This window comes from Streptomyces sp. NPDC058678, assembly GCF_042714835.1.
GTDB lineage: Bacteria > Actinomycetota > Actinomycetes > Streptomycetales > Streptomycetaceae > Streptomyces.
The window spans coordinates 22,206-45,863 of the sequence record NZ_JBHXSG010000069.1; the positions used below are offsets into that span (position 1 = coordinate 22,206).

Consider the following 23,658-nt stretch of genomic DNA (forward strand, 5'->3'; position numbering starts at 1 on the left):
GGCCGGGTGTCGCGGCGGGCGTTGGTGCGGGCGTTCTGGGAGCTGCCGCCCCCAGGCCCCCGCTTCGGCCTGAACGGCCTCGTCCTCAAACGCCGGACGGGCCGACATGCCTGGACCGGCGCTGCCACACGCGCCCCGAGGTCTCGTCAGTCCCGCGCCAGCCCCAGCCGCGCCCGCAGCCCCGTCGCCCGCTCGTCGTCCGCCGCGGCGACCGCCGCCGCGCCGGACGTCACCGTCTCGTACACGGACAGGATGTCCGCGCCGACCGTCGACCAGTCGAACCGTCTCACGTGCGCGCTGCCGCGCTCGCGCAGCTCGGCCAGCCGTGCCGGGTCCCCGAGCAGCCGTACGGCTGCCTCGGCGAGCGCGTCCGCGTCCTCGTTGGCGAACAGCTCGCCCGCCGCGCCCTGGTCGAGCACCTGGGTGAAGGCGTCCAGGTCCGAGGCCAGCACCGGGGCCCCCGCCGACATCGCCTCGACCAGGATGATCCCGAAGCTCTCGCCGCCGGTGTTGGGGGCGACGTACAGGTCGACACTGCGCAGGAAACGGGCCTTGTCCACGTCGCTGACCATGCCGAGGAACTCGACGCGCGGGCGGAGGTCGGCGGGCAGTGACTCGACCGCCTCCTTCTCGTCACCGCGCCCGGCGACGAGCAGCCGGGTCTGCGGGCGCTCGGCGAGGATCTTCGGCAGGGCCCTCATCAGCACCGGCAGACCCTTGCGGGGCTCGTCGATGCGGCCGACGAAGCCGATCGTGTCGCCCTGCCACTCGGACTTGGGCTCGGCCCGGGCGAAGAAGTCGACGTCGACGCCGTTCGGGATCACCACGGCGTCGCCGCCGAGGTGTTCGACGAGCGTGCGGCGGGCGTACTCGCTCACGGCGATCCGCGCGCTGATCTTCTCCAGGGCGGCCTGCAGGATCGAGTACGCGGCGATCATGGCCCGGGAGCGCGGGTTGGAGGTGTGGAAGGTGGCGACGATGGGACCCTGCGCGGCCCAGCACGCCAGCAGGCCGAGGGACGGCGAGGCCGGCTCGTGGATGTGGATGACGTCGAACTCGCCGTCGTGCAGCCAGCGCCGCACCCGGGCCGCCGACAGGAAGCCGAAGTTGAGACGGGCCACCGAGCCGTTGTACGGCACCGGCACCGCGCGGCCGGCCGACACGACGTACGGCGGCAGCGGGGTGTCGTCGTCGGCCGGGGCGAGGACGGACACCTGGTGACCGAGCCGGATGAAGTACTCGGCGAGATCGCGGATGTGGAACTGGACGCCACCCGGTACGTCCCAGGAGTACGGACAGACGATGCCGATCCTCACGCGGTCCCCCCGGCGGGAGAACGCGCGGGATCAAGGTCCTTGAGCCACAAGCGCTGCAGCATGTGCCAGTCCTCCGGATGGTCGGCGATCCCTGTGGCGAAGGCATCGGCCAGCGCCTGTGCCATGACAGACGTCTTCTCGGCCCGGGTACCTGTCTCGGGGACCTCGATCGGGGGATGCACACGACCCTGCATCACGGGCGAGTCGTCGTACCAGAGCGTCACCGGCAGCAGGAGCGCGCCGGTCTGCTGGGCGAGCAGCGCCGGACCGGCCGGGATCCGGGTGGCCTCACCGAAGAACCGGACCTCGACGCCGGAGGAGGACAGGTCCCGTTCGGCGACCAGGCAGACCAGGCCGCCGTCGCGCAGCCGCCGGGCCAGCGTGCCGAAGGCGGTACCGCCGCTGTGCGGGAGGACCTCCATGCCGAGGCCCTCGCGGTAGGCGACGAAACGGTCGTACAGCGTCTCCGGCTTGAGGCGCTCGGCGACCGTGGTGAAGCGCGTGTCGAGCTTCGTGGTGACCCAGGCGCCGGCGAGGTCCCAGTTGGCCATGTGCGGCAGCGCGAGGATGACGCCCTTGCCGGCCGCGAGGCCGTCGGTGAGGTAATGCAGGTCCTTGGCCTCGAAGCCGCTCCTGACGCGCTCGGCGCTCCAGGCGGGGAGCCGGAAGGACTCCATCCAGTAGCGCAGGTACGAGCGCATGCCCGCGCGCGAGAGCTCGGCGAGGCGCTCGGGGGTGGCGTCGGGCACCACGCGCGCGTAGTTGCTCTCCAGTCGCTGGACGCCCTTGCCGCGCCGTTTCCAGGTGAGGTCGGCGATGCTCCGGCCGAGACGCACGGCGACCGGCTCGGGGAGCTTCTTCACCACGCCCCAGCCGAGGCCGTACAGCGCGTCGGTGACCCGCTCCTGCGCGCTCACTTCGCCGCCTCACTCCCGTGCGTCTCCTGCTGGGCGGCGGCCTCGGCCTCGGCCGACTCCCGGCGGACGGTGACGACCCGCTGGATCAGCGTGACCAGGCTGCCGACGGCCACGATCCACAGCGCGATCGGCAGCAGGTACTGGATACCGGGTACCCCGAACTTGTGCAGGCCCGCGAGCCCGGCCAGGACCAGGGCGATCACCAGGCGCTCGGCACGCTCGACGAGCCCGTTGACGGCGACCGGCAGGCCGATCGACTCGCCGCGGGCCTTGGTGTACGACACCACCTGGCCGCTTGCCAGGCAGAAGATCGAGACGGCGCACAGGACGTTGTCGTCGCCGTGCCCGGCGTACCAGAGGGCGAATCCGCCGAAGATCGCGCCGTCGGCGACCCGGTCCAGCGTGGAGTCCAGGAAGGCGCCCCAGCGGCTGGAGCGGCCGAGCTGGCGGGCCATGTTTCCGTCGACGAGGTCGGAGAACACGAACAGTGTGATCACGATCGTGCCCCAGAAGAACTCGCCCATGGGGTAGAAGACCAGCGCGCCCGCGACGACACCGGCGGTGCCGATGAGTGTCACCGTGTCCGGGCTGACCCCCAGCCGGATGAGAAACGCGGCGAACGGTGTGAGGACACGCGTGAAGAATGCACGCGCGTACTTGTTCAGCATGGCCTTCCCGAGGGTCGGTGTGGCCGAGCGGCCCCTGCTGGCCGCCGGCTGGCCCATCGTAGCCACGCGCGCGGGTGGCCGACGGCCGGGCACCACGTCCCGTGATCCGACCCATGGCCCGCGACCGACGGTGGGCCGCGGGATCGCGTCCGTCGTATGGACGCACCGTGACGGGAGTGGAAAGCTCGAAGAACACCGCGGGCGTCACCGGAGCCGCCACCGCACGCGGGTCCGCACGTCCGCGCCCACAGTGACCTCACCGTGCACGGGAGGCAAGGCCATGGGTGACAAGGCGAACGCACACCCCGGAGCCGCCGGCAGGGCAACAGCGGCCGACCAACCCGCGTCCGTACGGAATGTGGTGCTGGTCGGCCACTCCGGATCGGGCAAGACGACATTGGTGGAAGCTCTCGCACTCACGACGGGAGCGGTGAACCGGGCGGGCCGCGTCGAGGACGGCGGCACCGTCTCGGACTACGACGAGATCGAACACCGGCAGCAGCGCTCGGTGCAGCTCTCCCTGGTCCCCGTCGAATGGGACGGATACAAGATCAATCTTCTCGACACCCCCGGATACGCCGACTTCGTCGGAGAACTGAGGGCCGGTCTGCGAGCGGCGGACGCGGCCCTCTTCGTCGTCTCGGCCTCCGACGGGGTGGACGGCTCGACACGCATGGTCTGGGAGGAGTGCGCGGCCGTCGGCATGCCGCGGGCGATCGTCGTCACGCACCTGGAGTCCGCCCGGGCGAACTTCGAGGACATGACGCGGATCTGCGCGGAGACCTTCGGCGGCGACGACCCCGACGCCGTACTGCCCCTGTACCTGCCGCTGCGCGGCCCGCAGGCCCCGGACGGGCACGCGCCCGTGACCGGGCTGATCGGGCTGCTGTCGCAGAAGCTGTTCGACTACTCGTCCGGGGAGCGCAAGGAGTCCGAGCCGGGCGAGGACCAGCTGCCGCTGATCGAGGAGGCCCGCAACCGGCTGATCGAGGGGATCATCTCGGAGAGCGAGGACGAGACCCTCATGGACCGCTACCTGGCCGGCGAGCAGGTCGACGTCACGACACTGATCGAGGACCTGGAGCGGGCCGTGGCGCGCGGGGTCTTCTTCCCGGTCCTGGCGGCGGCTCCCGCGGCCGAGGGCGCCCGGCAGGGGCTCGGCACGGTCGAACTCCTCGAACTGGTCACACGCGGCTTCCCGACGCCCCTGGAGCGTGAGGCACCGAGAGTCACCACCGTCGACGGCAAGCCGCGCGAGCTGAAGCTGTGCGACCCGGACGGACCGCTGGTCGCGGAGGTCGTGAAGACGTCGTCCGACCCGTATGTGGGCCGGGTCTCGCTGGTGCGGGTCTTCTCGGGGACGCTGCACCCGGACGAGACCGTGCACGTCTCCGGGCACGGGCTCGCCGACCGCGGGCACGAGGACCACGACGTCGACGAGCGGATCGGCGCACTGTCCGCGCCGTTCGGCAAGCAGCAGCGGGTGCTCACCCACTGCATCGCCGGCGATCTCGCGTGCGTGGCGAAACTCGGCCGCGCGGAGACCGGGGACACCCTCTCGGCCAAGAACGACCCGCTGCTCATGGAGCCGTGGGAGATGCCCGACCCGCTGCTGCCGCTGGCCATCCAGGCGCACAGCAAGGCGGACGAGGACAAGCTCTCGCAGGGCCTGTCCCGGCTGGTCGCCGAGGACCCGACCATGCGGCTGGAGCAGAACCAGGACACCCACCAGGTGGTGCTGTGGTGCCTGGGCGAGGCACACGCCGACGTCGCTCTGGAACGGTTGCGCAACCGGTACGGCGTCCAGGTCGACGTCGTCCCGCACAAGGTCTCCCTGCGGGAGACGTTCGCGACCAGGTCGGCGGGCCGCGGCCGTCATGTGAAGCAGTCCGGCGGCCATGGGCAGTACGCCATCTGCGAGATCGAGGTGGAGCCGCTGCCCGGCGGCTCAGGCATCGAGTTCGTGGACAAGGTCGTCGGCGGGGCGGTGCCGCGCCAGTTCATCCCGTCCGTCGAGAAGGGCGTAAGGGCCCAGGCGGCCAAGGGAGTTGCGGCCGGGCATCCGCTCCTCGACATCCGGATCACCCTGCTGGACGGCAAGGCGCACTCCGTGGACTCCTCCGACGCCGCGTTCCAGACGGCCGGCGCGCTGGCACTGCGGGAGGCGGCGTCCGACGCGAAGATCCATCTGCTGGAGCCGGTGGCCGAGGTGACCGTCCTGGTCGGCGACGAATACGTGGGAGCGGTGATGAGCGACCTGTCCGGCCGACGCGGACGGGTGCTCGGCACGGAACAGATCAGCGGCGGGCGGACCCTGGTGCGGGCGGAGGTGCCCGAGATCGAGATCGGCCGGTACGCCGTCGACCTGCGCTCCCTGTCCCACGGCACGGCACGCTTCAGCCGCTCCTACGCGCGGCACGAGCCGATGCCGCCGCAGATCGCGGAGAGGATCCGTGAAGAGGTGAGCAGCACCGCGTAGTTGGCGTCGACCGCCCCACAAGTGCCGTTCAGGCAGCGCTCCCCTCCGCGTCGGCGGGCGGCTTCGGCCGTCCGCCGAGCGGGTGTTGGGCACGCCGCCGACCGGATGCCGTACGTCCACCGATGGGATGTCGGTACGTCCGCCGACGGATGCCCGTGCCTGCGGATACCCTGATCACCTGATCAACAGGTGTGCGAAGCAAGGAAGTCGGGAAGGCCGCATGAGCAGGAGTCGCGGCGATCGGGGGCGGGAATGACCGTTGACAGCGGTTACGCGGACATCTTCGGTCCGCAGGTGCCGCGCACGGGCGACGAAGGGCAGACGGCGACGTTCGCGCTGGCCTCGGCGGCCTATCGGGACAATCCCGTGAGGGACATCCTCGCGGCCAACAGCGAATGGCATCAGTCGACCGTCTCGGACGGCCGCAGGTGGGCGCGGATCTTCCGGCCCAACCTGGGCGAGGCCTTCTCCGCGGCCGTGATCGCCCGCATGCTGGGGGCCGGCCGCAAGCCGCTCATCCAGTCCTTCGGCGCCGAGCCACAGGCCGTGGTCGAGCACTGTCTCGCGGCGAACAACATCCGCAGGGACCGCGACAACCTGCTGACCATCGTCATGGTGCTGTGCGGTGTGCTGTTCCTGCCCGGACTCCTCATCTGGCTGCTGGTCTTCCAGATCCGCACCACCGTGGCGAGGACCGAGAACAAGCAGGCCGGTGCGCTCGCGACGGCCCTGCTCGTCGGAGTCGGCGCCCTGGCCGTGATCTTCCTCGTGCGCACGCCGTTCGGCGGGTTCTGGGCGTGGTACGCACGCGCGGCGATCGTGATGCCTGTGGTCGGCTGGTTCTGGGCCAAGCAGATCTGCGAGCGGACGGCCAGAGACCTCCGGGAGCGCTGGAACAGCCTGCTCTCCGGCAGCAGTGTCGGGGCGAAGGTGCCCGAGGCCGTGCCGAGCAGCCCCCGCGAGACCGCGGCCGAGCAACTGCGACAGTCCCTCGCCCAGCTGAGCGCCGAACAGCAGTCCAACTCCGTGTTCTACGCCGGGCCCAAGGGCATACTCGGCATGGGCACCCGCTGGGGCAGCTGGCAGCTCGCCGAGGACCTGGTCTCACGCCATCCGGACCGGGAGATCCACCCCTTCCGCAGCTGGGACGTCATACGGTCCATCCATGACAAGCTGCGCATGCTGGAGCGGAACACGCTGAACACGGGCGGCTTCCCGAAGGCGTCCGTCCGGCACTGGGTCGTCACCCCGGTCGGGGAGAACGCCAATGCGGTCTCCCGGCCCGAGGGCACGGACGTGAGCGCGTACCAGGTCAAGTCGCACGCCATACAGGACATCTGCAACAAGCAGCAGTTCGGCGCGGGCGACCGGCACTACCTGGGCGTGCAGTGGACGCTGTGGGACGGGCAGCTGGTCATCACCATGATGATCACCGTGACCGTGCTGCACGAGACGCTGCGCATCGAGGTGACCGGGCACGCCCTGGGCCCGGTGCACTCGCTGTTCACCTCGAAGCCGGAGGCCAAGGAGAAGGAAGTCGCGAAGCAGGTCAAGTTCTGGGAGACCCGGAAGGTGAAACTGCCGCTGGTCGACGCGGACGAGGTGGTACGACTGGCCGCCCGGGCGCCCCTGACCTGGTATCCGCCACTGCTGAACTGGCTCGGCGGCACGCTGACCCTCCCCGAGCCCTTCGGGCTGCGGCACGCCTGGGCGGACAAGCCGTGGCGGCACCGCTTCATGGCCGACGACGCGCTGCGCGCGGCCACGCCGGTGCTGCGGGTCGTGCACGCCGCGGCGATCCGGGTCCTGGAGGAGAACGGCGTGGACACGGAGAAGTTCGGGACCCGGTCGGCGTTCCTCAGCACGGCGGTCCAGGACGCCTCACCGCGCAAGGCGGACGTGTACGACGCGTAGGCCTCCGGCGGTGGGGCCGGGCAGCGTGCGGGTGGTCTGGGGGCCGTGGGGGCCGTATCTGGGGGCTGTGCTCCCAGACCCCCTTCGGCCCGGACGGCCTCGTCCTCAGACGCCGGACGGGCCGGCTTGTGCCGGCCAGGCGTCCGCCAGCATCTTCCGGGTGTCCGCGAGCAACTGCGGCAGCACCCTCGTGTGCCCGACCACCGGCATGAAGTTCGTGTCGCCGCCCCAGCGCGGCACGATGTGCTGGTGCAGGTGGGCCGCGATGCCGGCGCCGGCCACCGAGCCCTGGTTCATGCCGATGTTGAAGCCCTGCGCGCCGGACGCGGTGCGCAGAGCCGCCATGGCCTGCTTGGTCAGCGCGCCGAGTTCGGCCGTCTCCGCGTCCGTGAGGTCCGTGTAGTCGGCGACGTGGCGGTAGGGCACGACCATCAGGTGGCCGCCGTTGTACGGGTACAGGTTCAGCACCGCGTAGACCTGTTCACCGCGCCTGACGATCAGCCCGTCCTCGTCGGACTTGGCCGGGATCGAGCAGAAGGGGCAGCCGTCGTCGGCGCCCGGGCCGGTCGGCTTGTTCTCACCCTGGATGTAGGCCATCCGATGGGGCGTCCACAGACGCTGGAACGCGTCCTGGGTCCCCACGCCCCACTGCTGCTCCGGCTCACTCGTCATGCAGTGCAGCATATGACTTCGCCCGTTCGCGCCGTGTCGCCGGGTTGCGGGAAAACCGACCCGGGCCAAGCTGGGCCGGTGGACGATGCGCACGCACGCGACGACGACAGCCCCCCGGCCCGCTGGGAGCGGCGCACGGAGTTCCCGCTCGCCGTGGCGTCGCTGGTCTTCCTCACCTCGTACGCGGTCCGCGTGCTCGTCGACGATCTGCCCGACGGCCTGCTCGACCTCTGCCTCGCGCTGACGATGGCCTCCTGGGCGCTGTTCGCCGTCGACTACGCGGTGCGCCGGCACCTGAGCGGGCAGCGACTGCGCTTCGTACGGACGCACCTGCTGGACACCGTGGTGCTGGTCCTGCCGCTGCTGCGGCCGCTGCGGGTCGTCAAGGTGTACGAGGCGGTGCAGCGCCGGCACGGACGGCCCCGGCTGGCGCTGCACGCGCGCGTGATCGCCTACGCCGGGCTGTCGACCCTCCTCCTCGGCTTCACCGGTGCCCTGGCCGTCTACCAGCAGGAGCACGGAGCACCGGACGCGACCATCCGGACCTTCGGGGACGCCGTGTGGTGGACCTGCTCCACCCTCGCCACGGTCGGCTACGGCGACGTCGTCCCGGTCACGCCGGTCGGACGCCTGATCGCGGTCGGGATGATGGCCATCGGGATGGCCCTGCTCGGCGCCGTGACCGGGACCTTCGCCTCCTGGCTGCTCCAGGTCTTCTCCGACGAGGACGACGAGAGGCCCCCGACGAAATGAACTCGCCGGGGGCCTCACATGCAGCGGATCAGATCTGCGCCCGCTCCTCCACGACCTTCCCGATCTTCGCGATGGCCTCGTCGAACGGGATGCCGTTCTCCTGCGAGCCGTCGCGGTAGCGGAAGGACACCGAGCCGGCCGACATGTCCTCGTCGCCCGCGATGACCATGAAGGGCACCTTCTGCTTCTGGGCGTTTCGGATCTTCTTCTGCATACGGTCGGAGGAGGAGTCGACCTCGACCCGCAGCCCCTGCTTCTTCGCCGCCGCGGCGAACTTCTCCAGGTACTCGACATGCGCGTCGCCGATCGGGATGCCGACCGCCTGGACCGGGGCCAGCCAGGCCGGGAAGGCGCCCGCGTAGTGCTCCAGGAGCACCGCGAAGAACCGCTCGATGGAACCGAAGAGCGCACGGTGGATCATGACCGGGCGCTGCTTGGATCCGTCCGGGGACGTGTACTCCAGCTCGAAGCGCTCCGGCAGGTTGAAGTCGAGCTGGATCGTCGACATCTGCCAGGTGCGGCCGATGGCGTCCTTGGTCTGGACGGAGATCTTCGGGCCGTAGAACGCTGCGCCACCCGGGTCCGGGACCAGCGGCAGGCCCTGCTTCTCGGCGACCTGGCGCAGCGTCTCCGTGGCCTCGTCCCAGGCCTCGTCGGAGCCGACGAACTTCTCCGGGTCCTTGGTCGACAGCTCCAGGTAGAAGTCGGTCAGACCGTAGTCCCGCAGCAGGCCGAGGACGAAGGTGAGCGTCTTGTCGAGTTCCTCGGACATCTGCTCGCGCGTGCAGTAGATGTGCGCGTCGTCCTGGGTGAAGCCGCGGGCGCGGGTCAGGCCGTGCACGACGCCCGACTTCTCGTACCGGTACACGGTCCCGAACTCGAAGAGGCGCAGCGGCAGTTCACGGTAGGAGCGGCCGCGCGCGTCGAAGATCAGGTTGTGCATCGGGCAGTTCATGGGCTTGAGGTAGTAGTCCACGCCCTCGTCGAGCTGCATGGGCGGGTACATGCCGTCGGCGTACCAGTCCAGGTGGCCCGAGGTCTCGAAGAGCTTCCCCTTCGTCGCGTGCGGGGTGTAGACGAACTCGTAGCCCTCCTCCTCGTGGCGGCGGCGCGAGTAGTCCTCCATGACCCGGCGGATGATGCCGCCCTTGGGGTGGAAGACGGCGAGGCCGGAGCCGATCTGCTCGGGGATGGAGAACAGGTCGAGCTCGGAGCCCAGCTTGCGGTGGTCGCGCTTCTCCGCCTCGGCGAGGAAGTCGAGATGCGCCTTCAGCTCGTCCTTGGTGGGCCAGGCGGTGCCGTAGATGCGCTGGAGCATCGGGTTCTTCTCGCTGCCGCGCCAGTAGGCGGCCGCGTTGCGCATCAGCTTGAACGCCGGGATGTTCCGGGTGGTGGGCAGGTGGGGACCGCGGCAGAGGTCCTTCCAGCACAGGTCACCGGTCTTGGCGTCCAGGTTGTCGTAGATCGTCAGCTCGCCGGCGCCCACCTCGACGTCCGCGCCGTCGTCCGTGGAGGCGGAGCCCTTGATGCCGATCAGCTCCAGCTTGTACGGCTCGGACGCCAGCTCCTCGCGAGCCGCCTCGTCGGTCACCACACGGCGGGAGAACCGCTGCCCCCGCTTCTGGATCTCCTGCATCTTCTTCTCGATGGCCTTGAGATCCTCGGGCGTGAACGGCTTCTCGACATCGAAGTCGTAGTAGAAGCCGTCCTTGACCGGCGGGCCGATGCCCAGCTTGGCGTCGGGGAAGAGCTCCTGCACGGCCTGCGCCATGACGTGGGCGGTGGAGTGGCGCAGGATGTTCAGGCCGTCCTCGGAGGAGATCTGGACGCCCTCGACCTCCTCGCCCTCGGACAGGACGTACGACAGGTCCTTCAGCTCGCCGCCCACGCGCGCGGCGATGATCGAACGCTCGCCTGTGAAGAGCTCGGCGGCCGTGGTGCCCGTCGTCACCACGCGCTCTTCCCGCTCGGAATCGCGTTGGATGATCACACGGACGTCTGACACCGGTCTCTCCTGACTGAAGGCGGATGCGGCGCCATACCGAGAGCGCGCGCAATAGGGGATCGTACCGACCCGGGCCCGCCCACCGCGAAATCAGTCCCCGCCGCAGGCCTCCTCCAAGAAGGCCGTGATCTCCGCGGTCTCCTGGAGCGACTTCATCAGCCGGTCCCGCTCGGCCTCGTCCACCTGCACCGGTTCGACCCCGGAGGCGTCCGTGAGGCGCCGGAAGCCGCCCCTGCTCTCCAGCCGCCCGTGCACCCGCACCGGCAGTCCGACAAGGTGCGCGTGCCCGGCGATCCGGTACGACTCCTCGTCCAGCGTCAGTCGTATGTGCGGGATCTCGGCGCCCGCGATCACCCGCAGCCGTACCGATCCCTCGCCGCGCGGCCCCGATCTGCGCATCCGGACCACCGCCCCGGTGATCCGCACCGGCATGGAGGGCTCCTCGCGCAGATAGCGGGCGCCGGCCTCCCGCAGCACGGGCAGGTCCCCGGGCGAGAACTCGACGGCCTCGGCGGGCGCCGCGCATCCTTCGGGTACACCGGCGGCCGGTGCCCACTCCACGCCGATGCGCGCCCCCTCCGTACCGCGCACGAGCGCGATCAGGGCCTCGGTGAGCTCGCGGCTGACGCCCGCCGCGACGGCGCCGTCGAAGGCGTCCATGCCGCCGGTGGCCCGCTGGTAGTCGATGGCCTCGCGCGCGGCGTACAGGGCCTGGTGCAGGCGTACGGCCAGCGGACGGCCGGTGCCGACGGGCACGAAGGCGGTCAGCCGGCGCCCGCCTGCCGCGGAGCCGACGAGGACGTTCTCCAGGACCACGGCGGCGGAGCGGCGGTACCGGGCGCCGTAGTAGCCCGCACGCGCGCGTGTGGCGAGCGCTCCGGCGAGCAGCGTCTGGCGGGCGGCCGAACGCAGCCGTTCCTCGACCGTCCAGGGGACGGTTCCGGCCGGACCGGTCGGGACGTCGCGCCACCAGCGGATCTCGTCGCTGGGCACGGCGAGGGAGACCAGCACCTCGCGTGCGGAGGGTGTGCCGCTGCGGGACAGCGCGAGCAGCGCCTCGGCGAGCAGGTCCTCGCTGTCGGGGAAGGCCCGGCTCTCGGGCACCAGCAGGCTCGTCCCGCCGGCGCCCGGCCCGGGCGGGGTCCAGCGGCCGTAGCGTCCGGCCGCTCCCCCGCGCCGCTGCCAACCGTGCCGGCGCAGCAGGGCGGCGAGTACGGCGGGGTCGACCTCGCCGGGCTCAGGGGGACGGTTCCAGGCGGTGGCCCTGTCGACGGGATGGGGTCGTACCAGCCGAAGTGGCTCTTCCGTCGGGCGGTGCGTCATGGTCTGCCTCCCGTCCCGACCCGCGTCATGATCTCGCACAGCGCCCGGTCGTCGAAGATGCGCGAGGTCGGTATCCGCACCGTGGTCCGGGTCCGGCCGGTGATGGCGTGACCGGCGAGGTTGACCCAGTAGCAGCAGTGCCTGAGGTCCAGCCGGTCGTGGCTGGCGCGCAGCCAGTCGTCCTGGGATCTCGGCACGAGCATCACGACCAGGATCTTGTGGACCGAGACCGGGGTGCGGGCGAGCTTGCGCAGGTGGTCGTTGTCGAGCGTGAAGGAGAAGGTGCGGCCGGGGGGATTCGGCGGGACCTGGTAGGTGCATTTCAGCTGCACCTTGATGGTCACCTCGTCGTCGACGGTGTGCCCGGGGGAGCCGTGGCTGACGTGCCAGTCGATGCCGTTGTCCGGAAACGGCTGGGACAGCGAGCAGCCGGCGGCCGCCGCGACCGCGTGCAGGTAGCCCACCTGCAAGGTCTCCATGCAGGCGGTGGTGGCGAGTGTGCCGCGAAGGGGACTGGTGCGTTCGGGCAGCAGCCCGCCCCGCTCGGGCTGGGCTATCGCCATGACGAACAGCCTTCCAAGCCAAGTGATATGCCCACACCTGGGCCGAGTGAATCCCGCGTCGGGTCGCTGAACTGCAAAGACCCGTACTCCTGTTGTGTCCTTCCGGCGTACGGCGCAAACAGCCCGGGTATCACCAAACGGGGCAGAAGACGGGGCGTCAGCTGCCGTGGGTGAACGAGGGGTTGAGTAGGTATGACGTGCTGGTACGAAGGGCCCCTGGCCGCTTTCGACACGGAAACCACCGGTGTCGACGTCGAGACCGACCGGATCGTGTCGGCCGCCGTCGCCGTCCAGGACGCCCCGGGCACCCGGCCGCGGGTGACCCGGTGGCTGGTGAACCCGGGCGTGGCGGTGCCCGCCGGGGCGACGGAGGTGCACGGACTGACGGAGGAGCATCTGCAGCTCAACGGCCGCTGGCCGGCTCCGGTGATGTACGAGATAGCCGAGGCGCTGGCCGAGCAGGCCGTGGCGGGCCGACCGCTGGTGGTGATGAACGCGCCGTTCGATCTGACGCTGCTGGACCGGGAGTTGCGCCGTCATCGCGCCTCGTCCCTTGACCGCTGGTTCGAGTCCTCGCCCTTGCTGGTGCTCGATCCGCGGGTCCTCGACAAGCATCTGGACCGCTACCGCAAGGGCCGCCGCACCCTCACCGACCTGTGCGCGCACTACGGCGTCGAGCTGGAGGGCGCGCACGACGCGGGCGCCGACGCACTGGCCGCGCTGGACGTCGTCCGAGCGGTGGGGCGCCGGTTCGCGGTCCGGCTGGAGCGGTTGAGCCCCGCCGAACTGCACACCCTGCAGGCGGTGTGGCACGCGGCGCAGGCGCGTGGCCTGCAGGCGTGGTTCGCGCGCAGCGGCACGGAGGAAGCGGTGGACCCGGCGTGGCCGCTGCGTCCGGACCTGCCGGCGGCGGCCGCTTGAGGGCAGCAAAAAGCCGGTCCGTCCAAGACGGACCGGCCTTTCCCGGTGGGCGATACTGGGTTCGAACCAGTGACCTCTTCGGTGTGAACGAAGCGCTCTCCCACTGAGCTAATCGCCCGGGAACGCACTGAACAATACAGGTCCCCGCGCCCTTCCTTCAAACCGCTTCCAGGTGGCCGGCCAGACCCCGCCGACCGGCTCGCATCATCAGCCGGTGGTTGGCGCGGAACACCGGCCGTCCCGGTACGGCCAGCCGCCGAAGCAGTGGCTTGTTCACATGGACCTCCTGCTCGTAGCGGGCCAGGCTGCCCGTGCCGTCCGCGGTGACCGTCCAGCGCGCCCAGCCGTCGATGTCCCCGGACACGGCGATCTCCAGAATCCTGGCCGCCGGGTCGCGCCGCACCTCGCGGGCGGTGAAGGTCATGCCGTACGGGAGGAGGGAGCGGATGCGAACGACGGCGGTCGTGCAGTCGATCCGGTCCACCTCACGCACCTGGCGCCACCAGTGCGGATACTGCTCGACCCGCTCGAGTGCGTCGTACACGACGGCGGGCGCCACGGGCAGGTGCCAGCGGCTGTGGAAGCGGTAATGGGTCCAGTCCATGAGCGGAGTCTTCCCGTACACAGGCACAGTGAGGCGTATGTGAGTACGTCCTGAGTACCCGCACTCATGGCGTACGGCGTGACACGGACCACACTCGACGGCATGACGCACATTCCGCCCCCGGCCGAGGAGTTGCGGCTCCTCGATGCCGAGCTGTGGCACCTGGACGCCCGCCGGGCCCAGTTGCTGACCCGTCGTGCGTGGCTGGTCGCGGCCCTGCACCACGCGCCGCCGCCCGCGCCTGTCGCGCCGCCCGCGCCTGTTTTCGCGCCGCCCCGCCCGGAGGCCGCCGCACCGCGTGTCCAGAACGTGCTGCTGCTGCTCGGCGGCATCCTGCTCACCATCGCGGCGATGGTGTTCACGCTGGTCAGCTGGGGCCACCTGGGAATCGCCGGGCGGTCCGTGGTGCTCGGCGCGGTCACGCTGGCCGCGCTCGCCGGACCGGCGGTGCTGTTGAAGCGGGGGCTGCGCTCGACGGCCGAGTCGGTGGCGGGTCTCGGGCTCGCGCTGACGGTGCTCGACGCGTACGCGCTGCACGAGGTCACCCTCGCGGACGTGGACGGCACGGGGTACGCGGCGGTCGCGTCGGCCGTGCTCGCGGTGCTGTGGGCCGCGTACGGTCTGCTGCCGGCCACGGCCGCCCTGCGTCTGCCCCTTCCGTCCGCTCTGGCCGCGGCCCAACTCCCGCTGCTGCTCTGGTCGGTGGCTGCCGACGCCGGCCCCTACGGGATCACCACCGCGCTCCTGCTGACTGCCGCGTTCGACACGGCTGTGGCGCTCCGGGTGGCTTCCGGATCCGTACGGATCGCCGCCACCGTCGGCGCGTACGGCACCGGCGCCTGGGGCGTACTGATCGCCGGCTTGCTGTCCTGGACGGCCACCGGCCAGAGCGCCGCCGCCCGTGCGGCGGCGCTCCTCCTCCTCGCGGCGACGATCGCGCTGGTCGCGGCGTGGCGGAGCCAGGGCGAGAGGCGAGCCCTCGGCCTCGCCGTCACCGCCGGACTGCTCACGGTCGCCGCGCTCGGCGGCGCGGTGCGTCCCGCGCTCGCGGAGGTGTGGACGGTCCCGGCCCATCTGGCTTGTGGAATCGCCCTGTTGGCCGCTCTGCGGGCCGGACGACTGCCCCAGGAGGTGCGAAGCGGCTTCGTGTGGGCCTCCGGCACCGTGCAGGCACTCGCGCTCCTGTGGGCGCTGCCGGTCCTCGTGGTCACGCTGCTGGGTCCGGCCGGCTGGTCGGCGCACGCATGGACCGGCGCTCCTTCGGACGCCCGTGCCGCGGTGACGGTCGACGCGCCCTGGCCGCCGCACGCGGCGACGGTCCCGCTTGTGCTGGCCGCCGTCGCGACCGTGCTCGCCCTGGCGGTCCGTGACACGGCCTGGCGCCCACGGGCCCTGACCGGTGCGCTGGGTCTGGCCTGGGGCACCGCGCTCACCCTGGCGCCGGTCCTGGAACTGCCCTACGTCGTCGGTCTGTCGGCGGCGGCGGTCACGACCGCCGCAGCGCTCGCGGTGGCGGCGTACGCACTCCGGGCCAAGCCCGAGCAGCGCCTCACGCACCTCACGGCCCTCGTTCTCGCGGCGGCCGGCTCCCTCAGCCTCGCCTGCCTGTCCCTCGCCACGCAGACCGCGACCCTGACCGTGCTCTCCGCCCTGACGGCGCTGTTCGCGGCGGCCTCGTGGCAGTCGCGCCTCGCCCCCGTGACGGCCCCGGCCGCACTCGCGTACGCCGCCGCACTCGCCTGCGCGACCGGTGCCGCCGCGAACTGGCCGCCCTCGCACACCGCCCTGCTCGTGCTCACGGTGCCCGCGGTCGCGGCCCTGCTCGCGGCACGGCTCGGCGGCTCCTCGGCGACCGTGCCGGTCGAGGCGGCCGGCGCCGCCGCCGGTCTGCTCGCCGTGGCACTGGCCCTCACCGACCTGCCCCTGCTCGCCCTGGTCCTGGCCCTGTGCGCGGTGATCACCGCCGGCACGGCCGTACGCCCGGACCGCCGCGCCCTCGGCTACGCGGCCACCGCCCTGTTCGTGCTGGCGACCTGGGTCCGGCTGGTTTCCTGGGACGTCGGGACCCCGGAGGCGTACACCCTCCCGGTCACCGTCCCGGCGCTGCTGGTCGGCGCCCTGCGCCGGCGCCGCGATCCGCAGGCGAACTCCTGGACGGCGTACGGCCCCGGACTCGCCGCCACTCTCGTGCCGAGCCTCGTCGCGGCCTGGGGCGACGCCCACTGGACGCGCCCCCTGTTGCTGGGCGTCGCGGCACTGCTGGTCACCCTGCTGGGCGCCCGGCACCACCTCCAGGCCCCGCTCCTGCTCGGCGGCTGGGTACTGACCCTGAACGCGCTGCACGAACTCGCGCCCTACCTCGTCCAGGTCACCGACGCCCTCCCCCGCTGGGTGCCTCCCGCCCTCGCCGGGCTGTTGCTGCTCGCACTCGGGGCGACGTACGAGCAGCGACTGCGTGATGTCCGGCGGGTGCGGGAGGTCCTGGGGAAGATGAACTAGCCGACGGCTACGGCATCTTGTCCCCCAGCAGCGCCAGGTTCTCGATGGCGGCGAGGCCGTAGAGCGCGGTGTCGTTCGTGGCCACCCAGGTGGCCTGGCTGCCCGGGACCAGCGCGGCCGGGCCGCTCAGCTTCTCGGTCCTCCAGGGCGAGGACTCCTTGTAACCGTCGGAGTTGTAGAACTTGTCCCACGCCCGCTTGGCGAGCTTCTCGTCCCCGGTCTTGACGGCGGCGTACGCGTCCAGGCGCGAGTGGCCCTGGAACAGCAGCAGGGAGCCGAAGTTGGAGCCGTAGCGTGCCGCCTGCTCGGCCTTCGTCGCGTTGAAGTAGCGGCAGTAGTCGAAGTAGGCCTCGTTGAACTTCGGCATGTCGACGAGGTCGATGAGCTCGGCGCACAGCTCGTTGAGACCGAAGACGGCGGAGAGGTGGGAGACGCCGACGACCGGCTTGTCTGCGACGGCGAACTTGCCCGTGTCGAGGTCGTAGAGGCCGGTGCCCTGGACGAAGCCGTTGGGCTGGGCCGCGATCGTCTCCATCGTGGACAGCACGCGCGCCTTGGCCTTCTCCCACTTCGGGCCCTTGCGCTCCCACTCCGTGAGCCACGCCGAGACCAGGCCGCTCCAGTCCGTGCCGAAGCCGATCGACAGGGCGTGCCGGTCGGGCGTGTACGGCTCGGTGCGGATCTTGCGGATGGGGTCGAGGACGAGGAACGTCTCGTCGGAGTCGACATTGGCGTGCATGAGGTCGCCGACCCGCTCGTCGGCCGTCAGGAAGTAGTAGTAGCGGCGGTACGTCGTGTTGGCGATGCGCTGCTGCTTGGCGCTGTCGGCGTAGTGCTGCACACCGTGCCGGGTGCCGAGGCCGGCCCACTTGCCGAGGTGGTAGACGTCGACCTCACCGGTGTGCCGGGTCATCGCCTCGGCGAAGCGGAAGATGTCCGCACGGCCGGAGCGCAGGTACGCGAACCACAGCCACAGGTCCGGCGACAGTTCGGAGTTGTCCCAGGCGTATCCGCCGATGTCGTACCGCCACTGGTGCCGGACCGTGTCGTACGTGTGCATGATGTCGCCGTAGTCCCAGAAGCCGTACCAACGGCGCTGCTCCACCTGGTCCTTGTAGTAGGTGAAGAGGAAGTCGAGGTGGTCCTCGATCTTCGCCTTGGCGGGCGTCGAGCGGTCCGGCTCGGAGTACAGGCCCGGGCCGAAGACCCCGGCCTTGATGAGCTGCTTGGGCGGGGCGGCCAGCTGCGGCAGCACCCGTACGGCCTCGACCTGTTCGGCGAGCGTCTCGGCGCTCGGCGTCGACTCGTTGGCCCAGAAGAGGAGTTCGGAGGTACGGGCGATGCCGTACGGGGTGCCGAACTCGGGCTCGTAGTCCTCGTAGGTGATGTTGAGGCCTTCGAGCTGCTCGGCGAAGGTGTCCTGGCCCATGCCGTCGTGGTAGAAGCGCAGGTCCATGGGCTGCGCCTCGGGCGACCAGAGCCAGAGGGTCACCTCGGCCTCGTCGGTCTGGGCGTCGCGGATGTCGAGCTGGGCCGGGAACTTCTCCCAGAAGTCCCTGAGACCGAAGGAGAACCCGCCGCTCGCCCCGCCGACGTATCCGAACCCGGAGGCGCGCCTGCCGCCGCCGGCGCCGATCCAGCCGTGGCCCTTCTTGGTGCGCTTGCGCAGACCGAAGCCGTCGGCGGAGAGCTGGGAGAGGGTGTAGTCGCCCCACTCGGGGATGTACTGGAGCCGCGTGGTGACGCGCTGGTCCCAGGTGGCCGGGTCGGGCAGCTTCTGGCCCGCGTACTGGGCCGCCTGCACCGCCGCGCCCGGGTCGCGGCGCAGTCCGGTGATGCCCTTGACGGCCTCGCGCAGCAGACCGGTGCCGTCACCGCCGATGCGGATGTGGCGGTCGTACGACTGGTCGCGCATCGGCACGGTGAAGCGGACGCCGAGGCCGCGGATGAAGTCGCCGCTGGCCTTGCCGGGCTCCTGCGTGCCGTCGAAGGTGATGGTGTGCACCATCCGGAAGGAGTCGGCGCCCGCGTAGAAGTACAGCCGGATGGAGAACGGCAGCCAGCTCCGGCTGCCCTTGCGGTGCTTGCCGTCGATGCGGACGACCGCGCGGACCGGGCCCTCCTGCTCGACCTCGACCTTCGAGATGGCGCCCTCGAAGCGCTCGGTCTTGACCGCTCCCTGGTCCTCGTCCTCGATCTCGGGCTGGCGGATGAGGACGAGCCGGCCGTTCTTGGCGATCTCGGTCGAGCCGCGGGTGACCGACTTGATCAGCGTGGCCCCGGACTTGCCGATCTTCGCGGTGATCACACCGGTCGAGATGTCGATGGTGCCGCCGCTCTTGTCGACGGTCACCTTCTTGGCGGGAGCGGCGGTCTCGCCCGCGGTCAGGGTGAGCTTGCCGGTACCCGAACTGACCGCGTGGGCGGTCCACTTGAGGGAGCCGTCGGGCCAGTACGCGATCGGCCACGACTGCGCGGGCACGGCCTTGCCGTCCGCGTCCGTGATCGCGAACTTCTGGTCCTTCTGGTACGTGCCCTTGGGCCAGGGGACGCCGACGGTGGATCCGGGGGCGGCGCCCAGGCCGCCGTCCTCCAGCCAGTCCAGGGTCACCGGATCGGCGTCACCGTCGGCGGCTCTCGGCGCGGCCTGCGCTTCCTTCGCTCCTAGAGCCCAGCTGAACTGTGCGGCGGCGCCGGCTACGGCGGCTGCTTTGAGGATGGACCTGCGGGGGATGGGAGACATGAGAATCCAGCCTTTCCTTTCCACATGCGGATGGTCAGGGGCATGACAGAGAGAGGTACGACGCCCAGGGCGCCGACCTTGTGCGAGGGCACCGCGGGTCAGCGGTGCCGGTACCGCTCCTCCACGGCGACGGCCGCCGCCGCGACGGCCCCCAGGACGGGGACCGCCAGCGGTGCGATGAACATGGCGGACAGGGTGACGACAGCCAGCCCGCAGACGACCAGGAAGGACCCGGCGGGATCGAGCACGGTCCGCCGCCCGGCGTCCGCGAGCAGCGCCCGCCAGGTGGCACCCGGCGTCCAGACGGCGGCCGCCCGCAGCAGCGCCACGGCGAGACCGATCAGCGCGAAGATGCCGACCGCCCCGACGAACGGCCCGCCGGGAATCCCGGCCCGTGCGGCCAGGACGTCCACCCAGACCGCGGCGGCCGCCACCCAGCCGACGAGCCCGACGAGCCACCCGGCGCGCGCGGCCGTACGGAAGTCCGCGACGAACTCCCGCCAGCCACCGTTCTCGTGGGTCGTACGGCGCCGCAGGTGCCGCGCGCCGGCGGCGAAGGCCGCGGGGTAGGTGACGACCCCGAGACAGGCCACGGCGATCCACACGCCGGTGAGCAGACACTCGGCGAAGAGCGCGAAGCGTTCGCCGAACATGGACCCCCTGCGCCGGGAACGGGCCTTCACACGTGCTTCCGCCATGGTGACCGCCTCAGCCCTTTCTGCTCACTTCAGTCCGGACGTCGCCATACCGTCGATGAGGTACCGCTGGAAGGCCATGAAGAAGGCGATGACCGGCACCAGCGCCACCAGCGACATCGCGATCATGCTGCCGTAGTTGGAGATGCCCTCCTGATCGCGGAACATCATCAGACCGAGCGAGACGGTGTAGTTGTCAGGGGTGTTGAGATAGATCAACGGCCCCATGAAGTCGTTCCACGCGTTGATGAAGGTGAAGATCGCGCTGGTGATGAGGGCGGGCCGGCACAACGGCAGCACGATGGACCAGTAGGTCCTCAGGTGCCCGCAGCCGTCGAGCTTGGCGGCCTCGTCCAGCTCGCGCGGCAGCCCGCGCATGAACTGCACCATCAGGAAGACGAAGAACGCCTCCGTGGCCAGGAACTTGCCCGCTACGAGCGGGACCAGGGTGTCCGTGAGTTCAAGCTTGCGGAACATCACGTACTGCGGGATGAGCAGGACGTGGTACGGCAGCAGCAGCGTGCCGATCATCAGCGTGAACAGCAGGTTCCGGCCGGCAAACCGGATCTTGGCGAAGGCGTACGCGGTCAGCGAGCTGGACAGCACGACACCGACCACGGCGAGACCCGCATACATCATCGAGTTCGTGAAGAACGTGCCGATGGAGATGCCGGAGATGCCGTCGGCGAGCCCGGAGAAGTTCTCCCAGACCGGCTTCGTGGGCAGCAGGTCGATGCTGGCGATGATGTCCTTGCTCGGCTTGAACGAGGCGCCGACCACCCAGATCACGGGGTACAGGACGACCGCGAGGACGGCGAGCGCGCCCACATGCCAGGCGATGGAACCGGTGCGCCGCCGCTCGCCCGCGGTACGCACGGCAGAGGTGCTGACAGTGGTCACTTGGCGGCCTCCTCGTAGTGCACCCACTTCTTCTGCGACCAGAACAGGACCGCCGTGACGAGCGCCACCGCGACCACCAGCGTCCAGGCCATCGCGGAGGCGAAGCCCATCTGAGCCTCCTTGAAGCCCTTCTGGTAGAGATAACAGGTGTAGACGAGGGTGGCGTCGGCCGGCCCGCACTGGGTGTTGGAGACCACATACGCGGACCCGAAGACCTGGAACGCGTGGATGGACTCCAGCAGCACGTTGAAGAACAGCACCGGGGAGATCATCGGCAGTGTGATGTTCCAGAACCGCCGGAGGGGACCGGCCCCGTCCATCTCGGCGGCCTCGTACAGCTCCTGCGGAACCTGCTTGAGACCGGCGAGGAAGATGACCATCGGCGCGCCGAACTGCCAGATGCTCAGCGCCACCAGCGCGTAGATGACGTAGTCCGGGTTGCCGATCCAGCCGCCCACGTCCAGCCCGAAGACCTTCTGTGTGCGATCCACGACCGCGTCGTCCGAGAACAGCGCCCGCCACACGAAACCGACGGAGACGCTGGCGCCGATGAGCGAGGGCATGTAGAACGCGGCCCGGTACAGGCCCTGCCCGCTCCGCTTCTGCGCGAGCAGCAGCGCGACACCGAGCGCGAGCAGCAGCTTCAGCGGTGTGGCCACGACGACGTACTTCAGCGTGACCTCGACCGACTTCTGCCAGCGCGGGTCCTGGAACATGGTCGTGAAGTTGTCGAAGCCCACCCACTGCGGCGGGGTGAAGAGGTTGTAGCGGGTGAACGCGTAGTACAGCGACGCGATCATCGGCCCCGCGGTGAGCACCAGGAATCCCGCGATCCACGGCGACATGAAGAGATAGCCGGAGATGTTCTCGCGGCGCCGCCCGCGCCGCCCGGCGGCAGGAGCGGCGGACCGCTTCTTCACCGGGCGCGCGGGCGCTTCCTTGACGAGCGTCATGGTGGTACGTCCCCTCAGCCCGCGAACGCGGCCTTGGCCTCGCTGAACAGCGCCTTGGCGGCGTCGGCCGGCTTGGTCTTGCCCTGGGAGACCTCGCCGCCGATCCGCAGGAACGCCGCCTCGATGACATCGGCGCCCGACGGGTGCGGGGTGATCTTCCCGAGCACGCCGGCCTTGGCGACCTCTTCCTCGTACGCCTTGACGCCCTTGTTGTTGGCGTCGGTGGGCTGGAACGCGTCGTACTGCTCGGTCGTGGCGAGGATGCCGCGGTCGTAGCCCATGATCTTGCCGACCTCGGGGTCGTGGACCATGAAGGAGATGAACTGGGCGACTTCCTTGGGGTGCTTGGTCCCGGAGAAGCCGCTGAGCATCAGCGAGCCGAGGTACTGGCCGGTGTGCTTGCCGTCCGTGGTGGGGATCGGCGCGAGCCCGTAGTCCGACTCGCCCTCACCCTCGTAGCGGATGGAGAAGTTGTCCCAGGTGAACTCGGAGGCGGCGAGCCCGGCCGACAGACCCGACTTGGGTTGGACCTGCTCGATCTTCTTCGGGTCGGTGACGAGCCCGGACTTCACGCGCTTGTATGCGTCCGTCCACCACTGCGTGAGGTCGTCCTCGGTGAAGCCGAGATCGGAGTCGGTGAAGAAGGCCTTGCCGTTCTGACGCAGGTACAGGTCGTACAGGTACATGATGCCGTGGTAGCCGGTGTCACCGGCGATCTTCAGCTTGTCCTGGATCGTCTGGAGCGTGTCGAAGTACTCGTCCCAGGTCCAGCCCATCTTCGCCTCGACACCGGCCTTCTTGAAGGCCTTGAGGTCGATGACGAGCGCCATGGTGTTGGCGCCGACGGGGACGCCGAGCTGCTTGCCGTCGACCTGACCGTTCGCCAGAACGCCGTTGCGGAAGTTGTCCAGGTTCAGGTTCCCGGCGTCCGCCTGCGCCTTGAGATCGAGCAGAACACCGCGCTTGTCGTACTTGCGCAGGAAACCGACCGCATTCTGGAATACGTCCGGCGGATTCCCGCCGGAGGCCTGTGTCTGGAACTTCTCCCAGAACGCCTGGTAGTCGGTGAATTCAGGCTTGATCTTGATCTTCGGGTACTTCTTCTCGAAGACCGCGATCGCCTTCTTCATGGCGATGGTGCGCGGCTCGCCACCCCACCACGCATAACGGAGCGTCACCGTCCCGTCCGAGGAGGTATCGCCGTCTCCCCCGCACCCCGTGGTCGCGGCCAGGCCCAGTGTGGCCGCCGTCGCTCCCGCGGCCTTCAGGATCGTACGCCTCTCAACATTCCTGCTGGTTCCCACAGTCGGACCCTCCCCGCAGCGTCGTTGCCGCCTGCATGAATCGTTTCAAGTAAGCGCTTGCTGGCACAAGCTACGGAGGGCCCAGGAATGCGTCAATGATTCGGACAGGATTTTCTTGCGAGCCTGCGCGGCGAGTTGACGGTGCGTCGGGGGCGGAGCCGGTGACGGGCCGGGCGACGCCGCAGGTGAGGCGCCCGGGATCGACCGGTCGAACATGAACTGACCCTCGGCACGCGGATGTTGATCGGCCAAAACTCGCCGGAGGATGCGCGACCTTCCGACTGCGCGGGACTCGCGCCGGGTGCACACACGACGGCGGCCCGTCTGCGCTGTCGCAGACGGGGCGCCGTGTCCGGGTGGGCGATACGGGGTTGGAACCAGTGGGCGCGTCGGGGTGGTCGAAGGGCTGGACCACTGGGCTGAGCGCGC

At 70.3% G+C, this 23,658-nt stretch carries 18 protein-coding genes and 1 tRNA gene; 5 read left to right on the plus strand and 14 right to left on the minus strand.

What is annotated here, in order from left to right; translation table 11 throughout:
• Window positions 1-146 precede the first annotated feature (146 nt).
• From ACFWWR_RS39990 to pgsA, 3 genes are read right to left on the minus strand one after another with little or no spacing between them, the layout of a single operon-like run.
• Window positions 147-1,316 carry a glycosyltransferase family 4 protein gene (locus tag ACFWWR_RS39990; protein WP_384308727.1) on the minus strand — a complete coding sequence of 390 codons (1,170 nt, stop codon included), beginning with the start codon at window positions 1,314-1,316 and terminating at the stop codon, window positions 147-149.
• Entirely contained in the window at window positions 1,313-2,233 is a 921-nt protein-coding gene (locus tag ACFWWR_RS39995; RefSeq protein WP_384308730.1) for a phosphatidylinositol mannoside acyltransferase, read from the minus strand. Before ACFWWR_RS39995 ends, ACFWWR_RS39990 begins: the two co-directional genes overlap by 4 nt.
• Complete coding sequence (gene pgsA / locus ACFWWR_RS40000) at window positions 2,230-2,958, minus strand: phosphatidylinositol phosphate synthase (protein WP_383875411.1); 729 nt, start codon at window positions 2,956-2,958, stop codon at window positions 2,230-2,232. Before pgsA ends, ACFWWR_RS39995 begins: the two co-directional genes overlap by 4 nt.
• Window positions 2,959-3,181: 223 nt before the next feature.
• On the opposite strand from pgsA, the gene ACFWWR_RS40005 reads away from it, so the two are divergent.
• Complete coding sequence (locus ACFWWR_RS40005) at window positions 3,182-5,380, plus strand: elongation factor G-like protein EF-G2 (protein WP_384308733.1); 2,199 nt, start codon at window positions 3,182-3,184, stop codon at window positions 5,378-5,380.
• Window positions 5,381-5,632: 252 nt separating this feature from the next.
• On the plus strand, window positions 5,633-7,294 hold the full coding sequence (locus tag ACFWWR_RS40010; protein ID WP_383875407.1) for a hypothetical protein: 1,662 nt from the start codon (window positions 5,633-5,635) through the stop codon (window positions 7,292-7,294).
• Window positions 7,295-7,399: 105 nt separating this feature from the next.
• Here ACFWWR_RS40010 and ACFWWR_RS40015 read toward each other — a convergent pair whose 3' ends face one another.
• Entirely contained in the window at window positions 7,400-7,978 is a 579-nt protein-coding gene (locus ACFWWR_RS40015) for an HIT family protein (RefSeq protein WP_383875406.1), read from the minus strand.
• On the opposite strand from ACFWWR_RS40015, the gene ACFWWR_RS40020 reads away from it, so the two are divergent.
• Window positions 7,979-8,719: a potassium channel family protein gene (locus ACFWWR_RS40020; protein WP_383875404.1), complete on the plus strand. Its 741-nt coding sequence runs from the start codon at window positions 7,979-7,981 to the stop codon at window positions 8,717-8,719. It begins immediately after the preceding gene.
• Between the two features lie 28 nt (window positions 8,720-8,747).
• Here ACFWWR_RS40020 and thrS read toward each other — a convergent pair whose 3' ends face one another.
• The 3 genes from thrS to ACFWWR_RS40035 form a co-directional block, all read right to left on the minus strand.
• A complete protein-coding gene (gene thrS, locus ACFWWR_RS40025; protein ID WP_384308735.1) occupies window positions 8,748-10,724 on the minus strand; it encodes a threonine--tRNA ligase in 1,977 nt (658 codons plus the stop codon).
• 90 nt (window positions 10,725-10,814) lie between these two features.
• On the minus strand, window positions 10,815-12,047 hold the full coding sequence (locus ACFWWR_RS40030) for a hypothetical protein (RefSeq protein WP_384308738.1): 1,233 nt from the start codon (window positions 12,045-12,047) through the stop codon (window positions 10,815-10,817).
• Window positions 12,044-12,610: a DUF4365 domain-containing protein gene (locus tag ACFWWR_RS40035; RefSeq protein WP_383875398.1), complete on the minus strand. Its 567-nt coding sequence runs from the start codon at window positions 12,608-12,610 to the stop codon at window positions 12,044-12,046. Before ACFWWR_RS40035 ends, ACFWWR_RS40030 begins: the two co-directional genes overlap by 4 nt.
• Window positions 12,611-12,802: 192 nt before the next feature.
• Between ACFWWR_RS40035 and ACFWWR_RS40040 the strand changes: the two genes are divergently transcribed.
• Entirely contained in the window at window positions 12,803-13,531 is a 729-nt protein-coding gene (locus tag ACFWWR_RS40040) for a 3'-5' exonuclease (RefSeq protein ID WP_383875396.1), read from the plus strand.
• 46 nt (window positions 13,532-13,577) lie between these two features.
• Here ACFWWR_RS40040 and ACFWWR_RS40045 read toward each other — a convergent pair.
• Together ACFWWR_RS40045 and ACFWWR_RS40050 are read right to left on the minus strand one after the other, a co-directional pair.
• Window positions 13,578-13,649: transfer RNA gene (locus tag ACFWWR_RS40045), tRNA-Val, on the minus strand.
• A 39-nt stretch (window positions 13,650-13,688) separates the two neighbouring features.
• Window positions 13,689-14,135, minus strand: a complete 447-nt coding sequence (locus ACFWWR_RS40050; protein ID WP_383875394.1) for an SRPBCC family protein — start codon at window positions 14,133-14,135, stop codon at window positions 13,689-13,691.
• Window positions 14,136-14,201: 66 nt separating this feature from the next.
• Here ACFWWR_RS40050 and ACFWWR_RS40055 point away from each other — a divergent pair, with 66 nt between their 5' ends.
• The gene (locus ACFWWR_RS40055; protein WP_384308741.1) at window positions 14,202-16,634 is read left to right on the plus strand and encodes an SCO7613 C-terminal domain-containing membrane protein; all 2,433 of its coding nucleotides are present in this window, start codon (window positions 14,202-14,204) and stop codon (window positions 16,632-16,634) included.
• Between the two features lie 7 nt (window positions 16,635-16,641).
• Here ACFWWR_RS40055 and ACFWWR_RS40060 read toward each other — a convergent pair whose 3' ends face one another.
• From ACFWWR_RS40060 to ACFWWR_RS40080, 5 genes are all read right to left on the minus strand, one after another.
• Entirely contained in the window at window positions 16,642-19,377 is a 2,736-nt protein-coding gene (locus tag ACFWWR_RS40060) for a Tat pathway signal sequence domain protein (protein WP_384308744.1), read from the minus strand.
• Between the two features lie 98 nt (window positions 19,378-19,475).
• Window positions 19,476-20,075 carry a hypothetical protein gene (locus ACFWWR_RS40065; RefSeq protein WP_383875389.1) on the minus strand — a complete coding sequence of 200 codons (600 nt, stop codon included), beginning with the start codon at window positions 20,073-20,075 and terminating at the stop codon, window positions 19,476-19,478.
• Window positions 20,076-20,099: 24 nt separating this feature from the next.
• Complete coding sequence (locus ACFWWR_RS40070) at window positions 20,100-20,972, minus strand: carbohydrate ABC transporter permease (protein WP_384308747.1); 873 nt, start codon at window positions 20,970-20,972, stop codon at window positions 20,100-20,102.
• Complete coding sequence (locus ACFWWR_RS40075; RefSeq protein ID WP_384308750.1) at window positions 20,969-21,925, minus strand: carbohydrate ABC transporter permease; 957 nt, start codon at window positions 21,923-21,925, stop codon at window positions 20,969-20,971. Before ACFWWR_RS40075 ends, ACFWWR_RS40070 begins: the two co-directional genes overlap by 4 nt.
• Before the next feature lie 14 nt (window positions 21,926-21,939).
• Window positions 21,940-23,229, minus strand: a complete 1,290-nt coding sequence (locus tag ACFWWR_RS40080; protein ID WP_383875383.1) for an ABC transporter substrate-binding protein — start codon at window positions 23,227-23,229, stop codon at window positions 21,940-21,942.
• Window positions 23,230-23,658 lie beyond the last annotated feature (429 nt).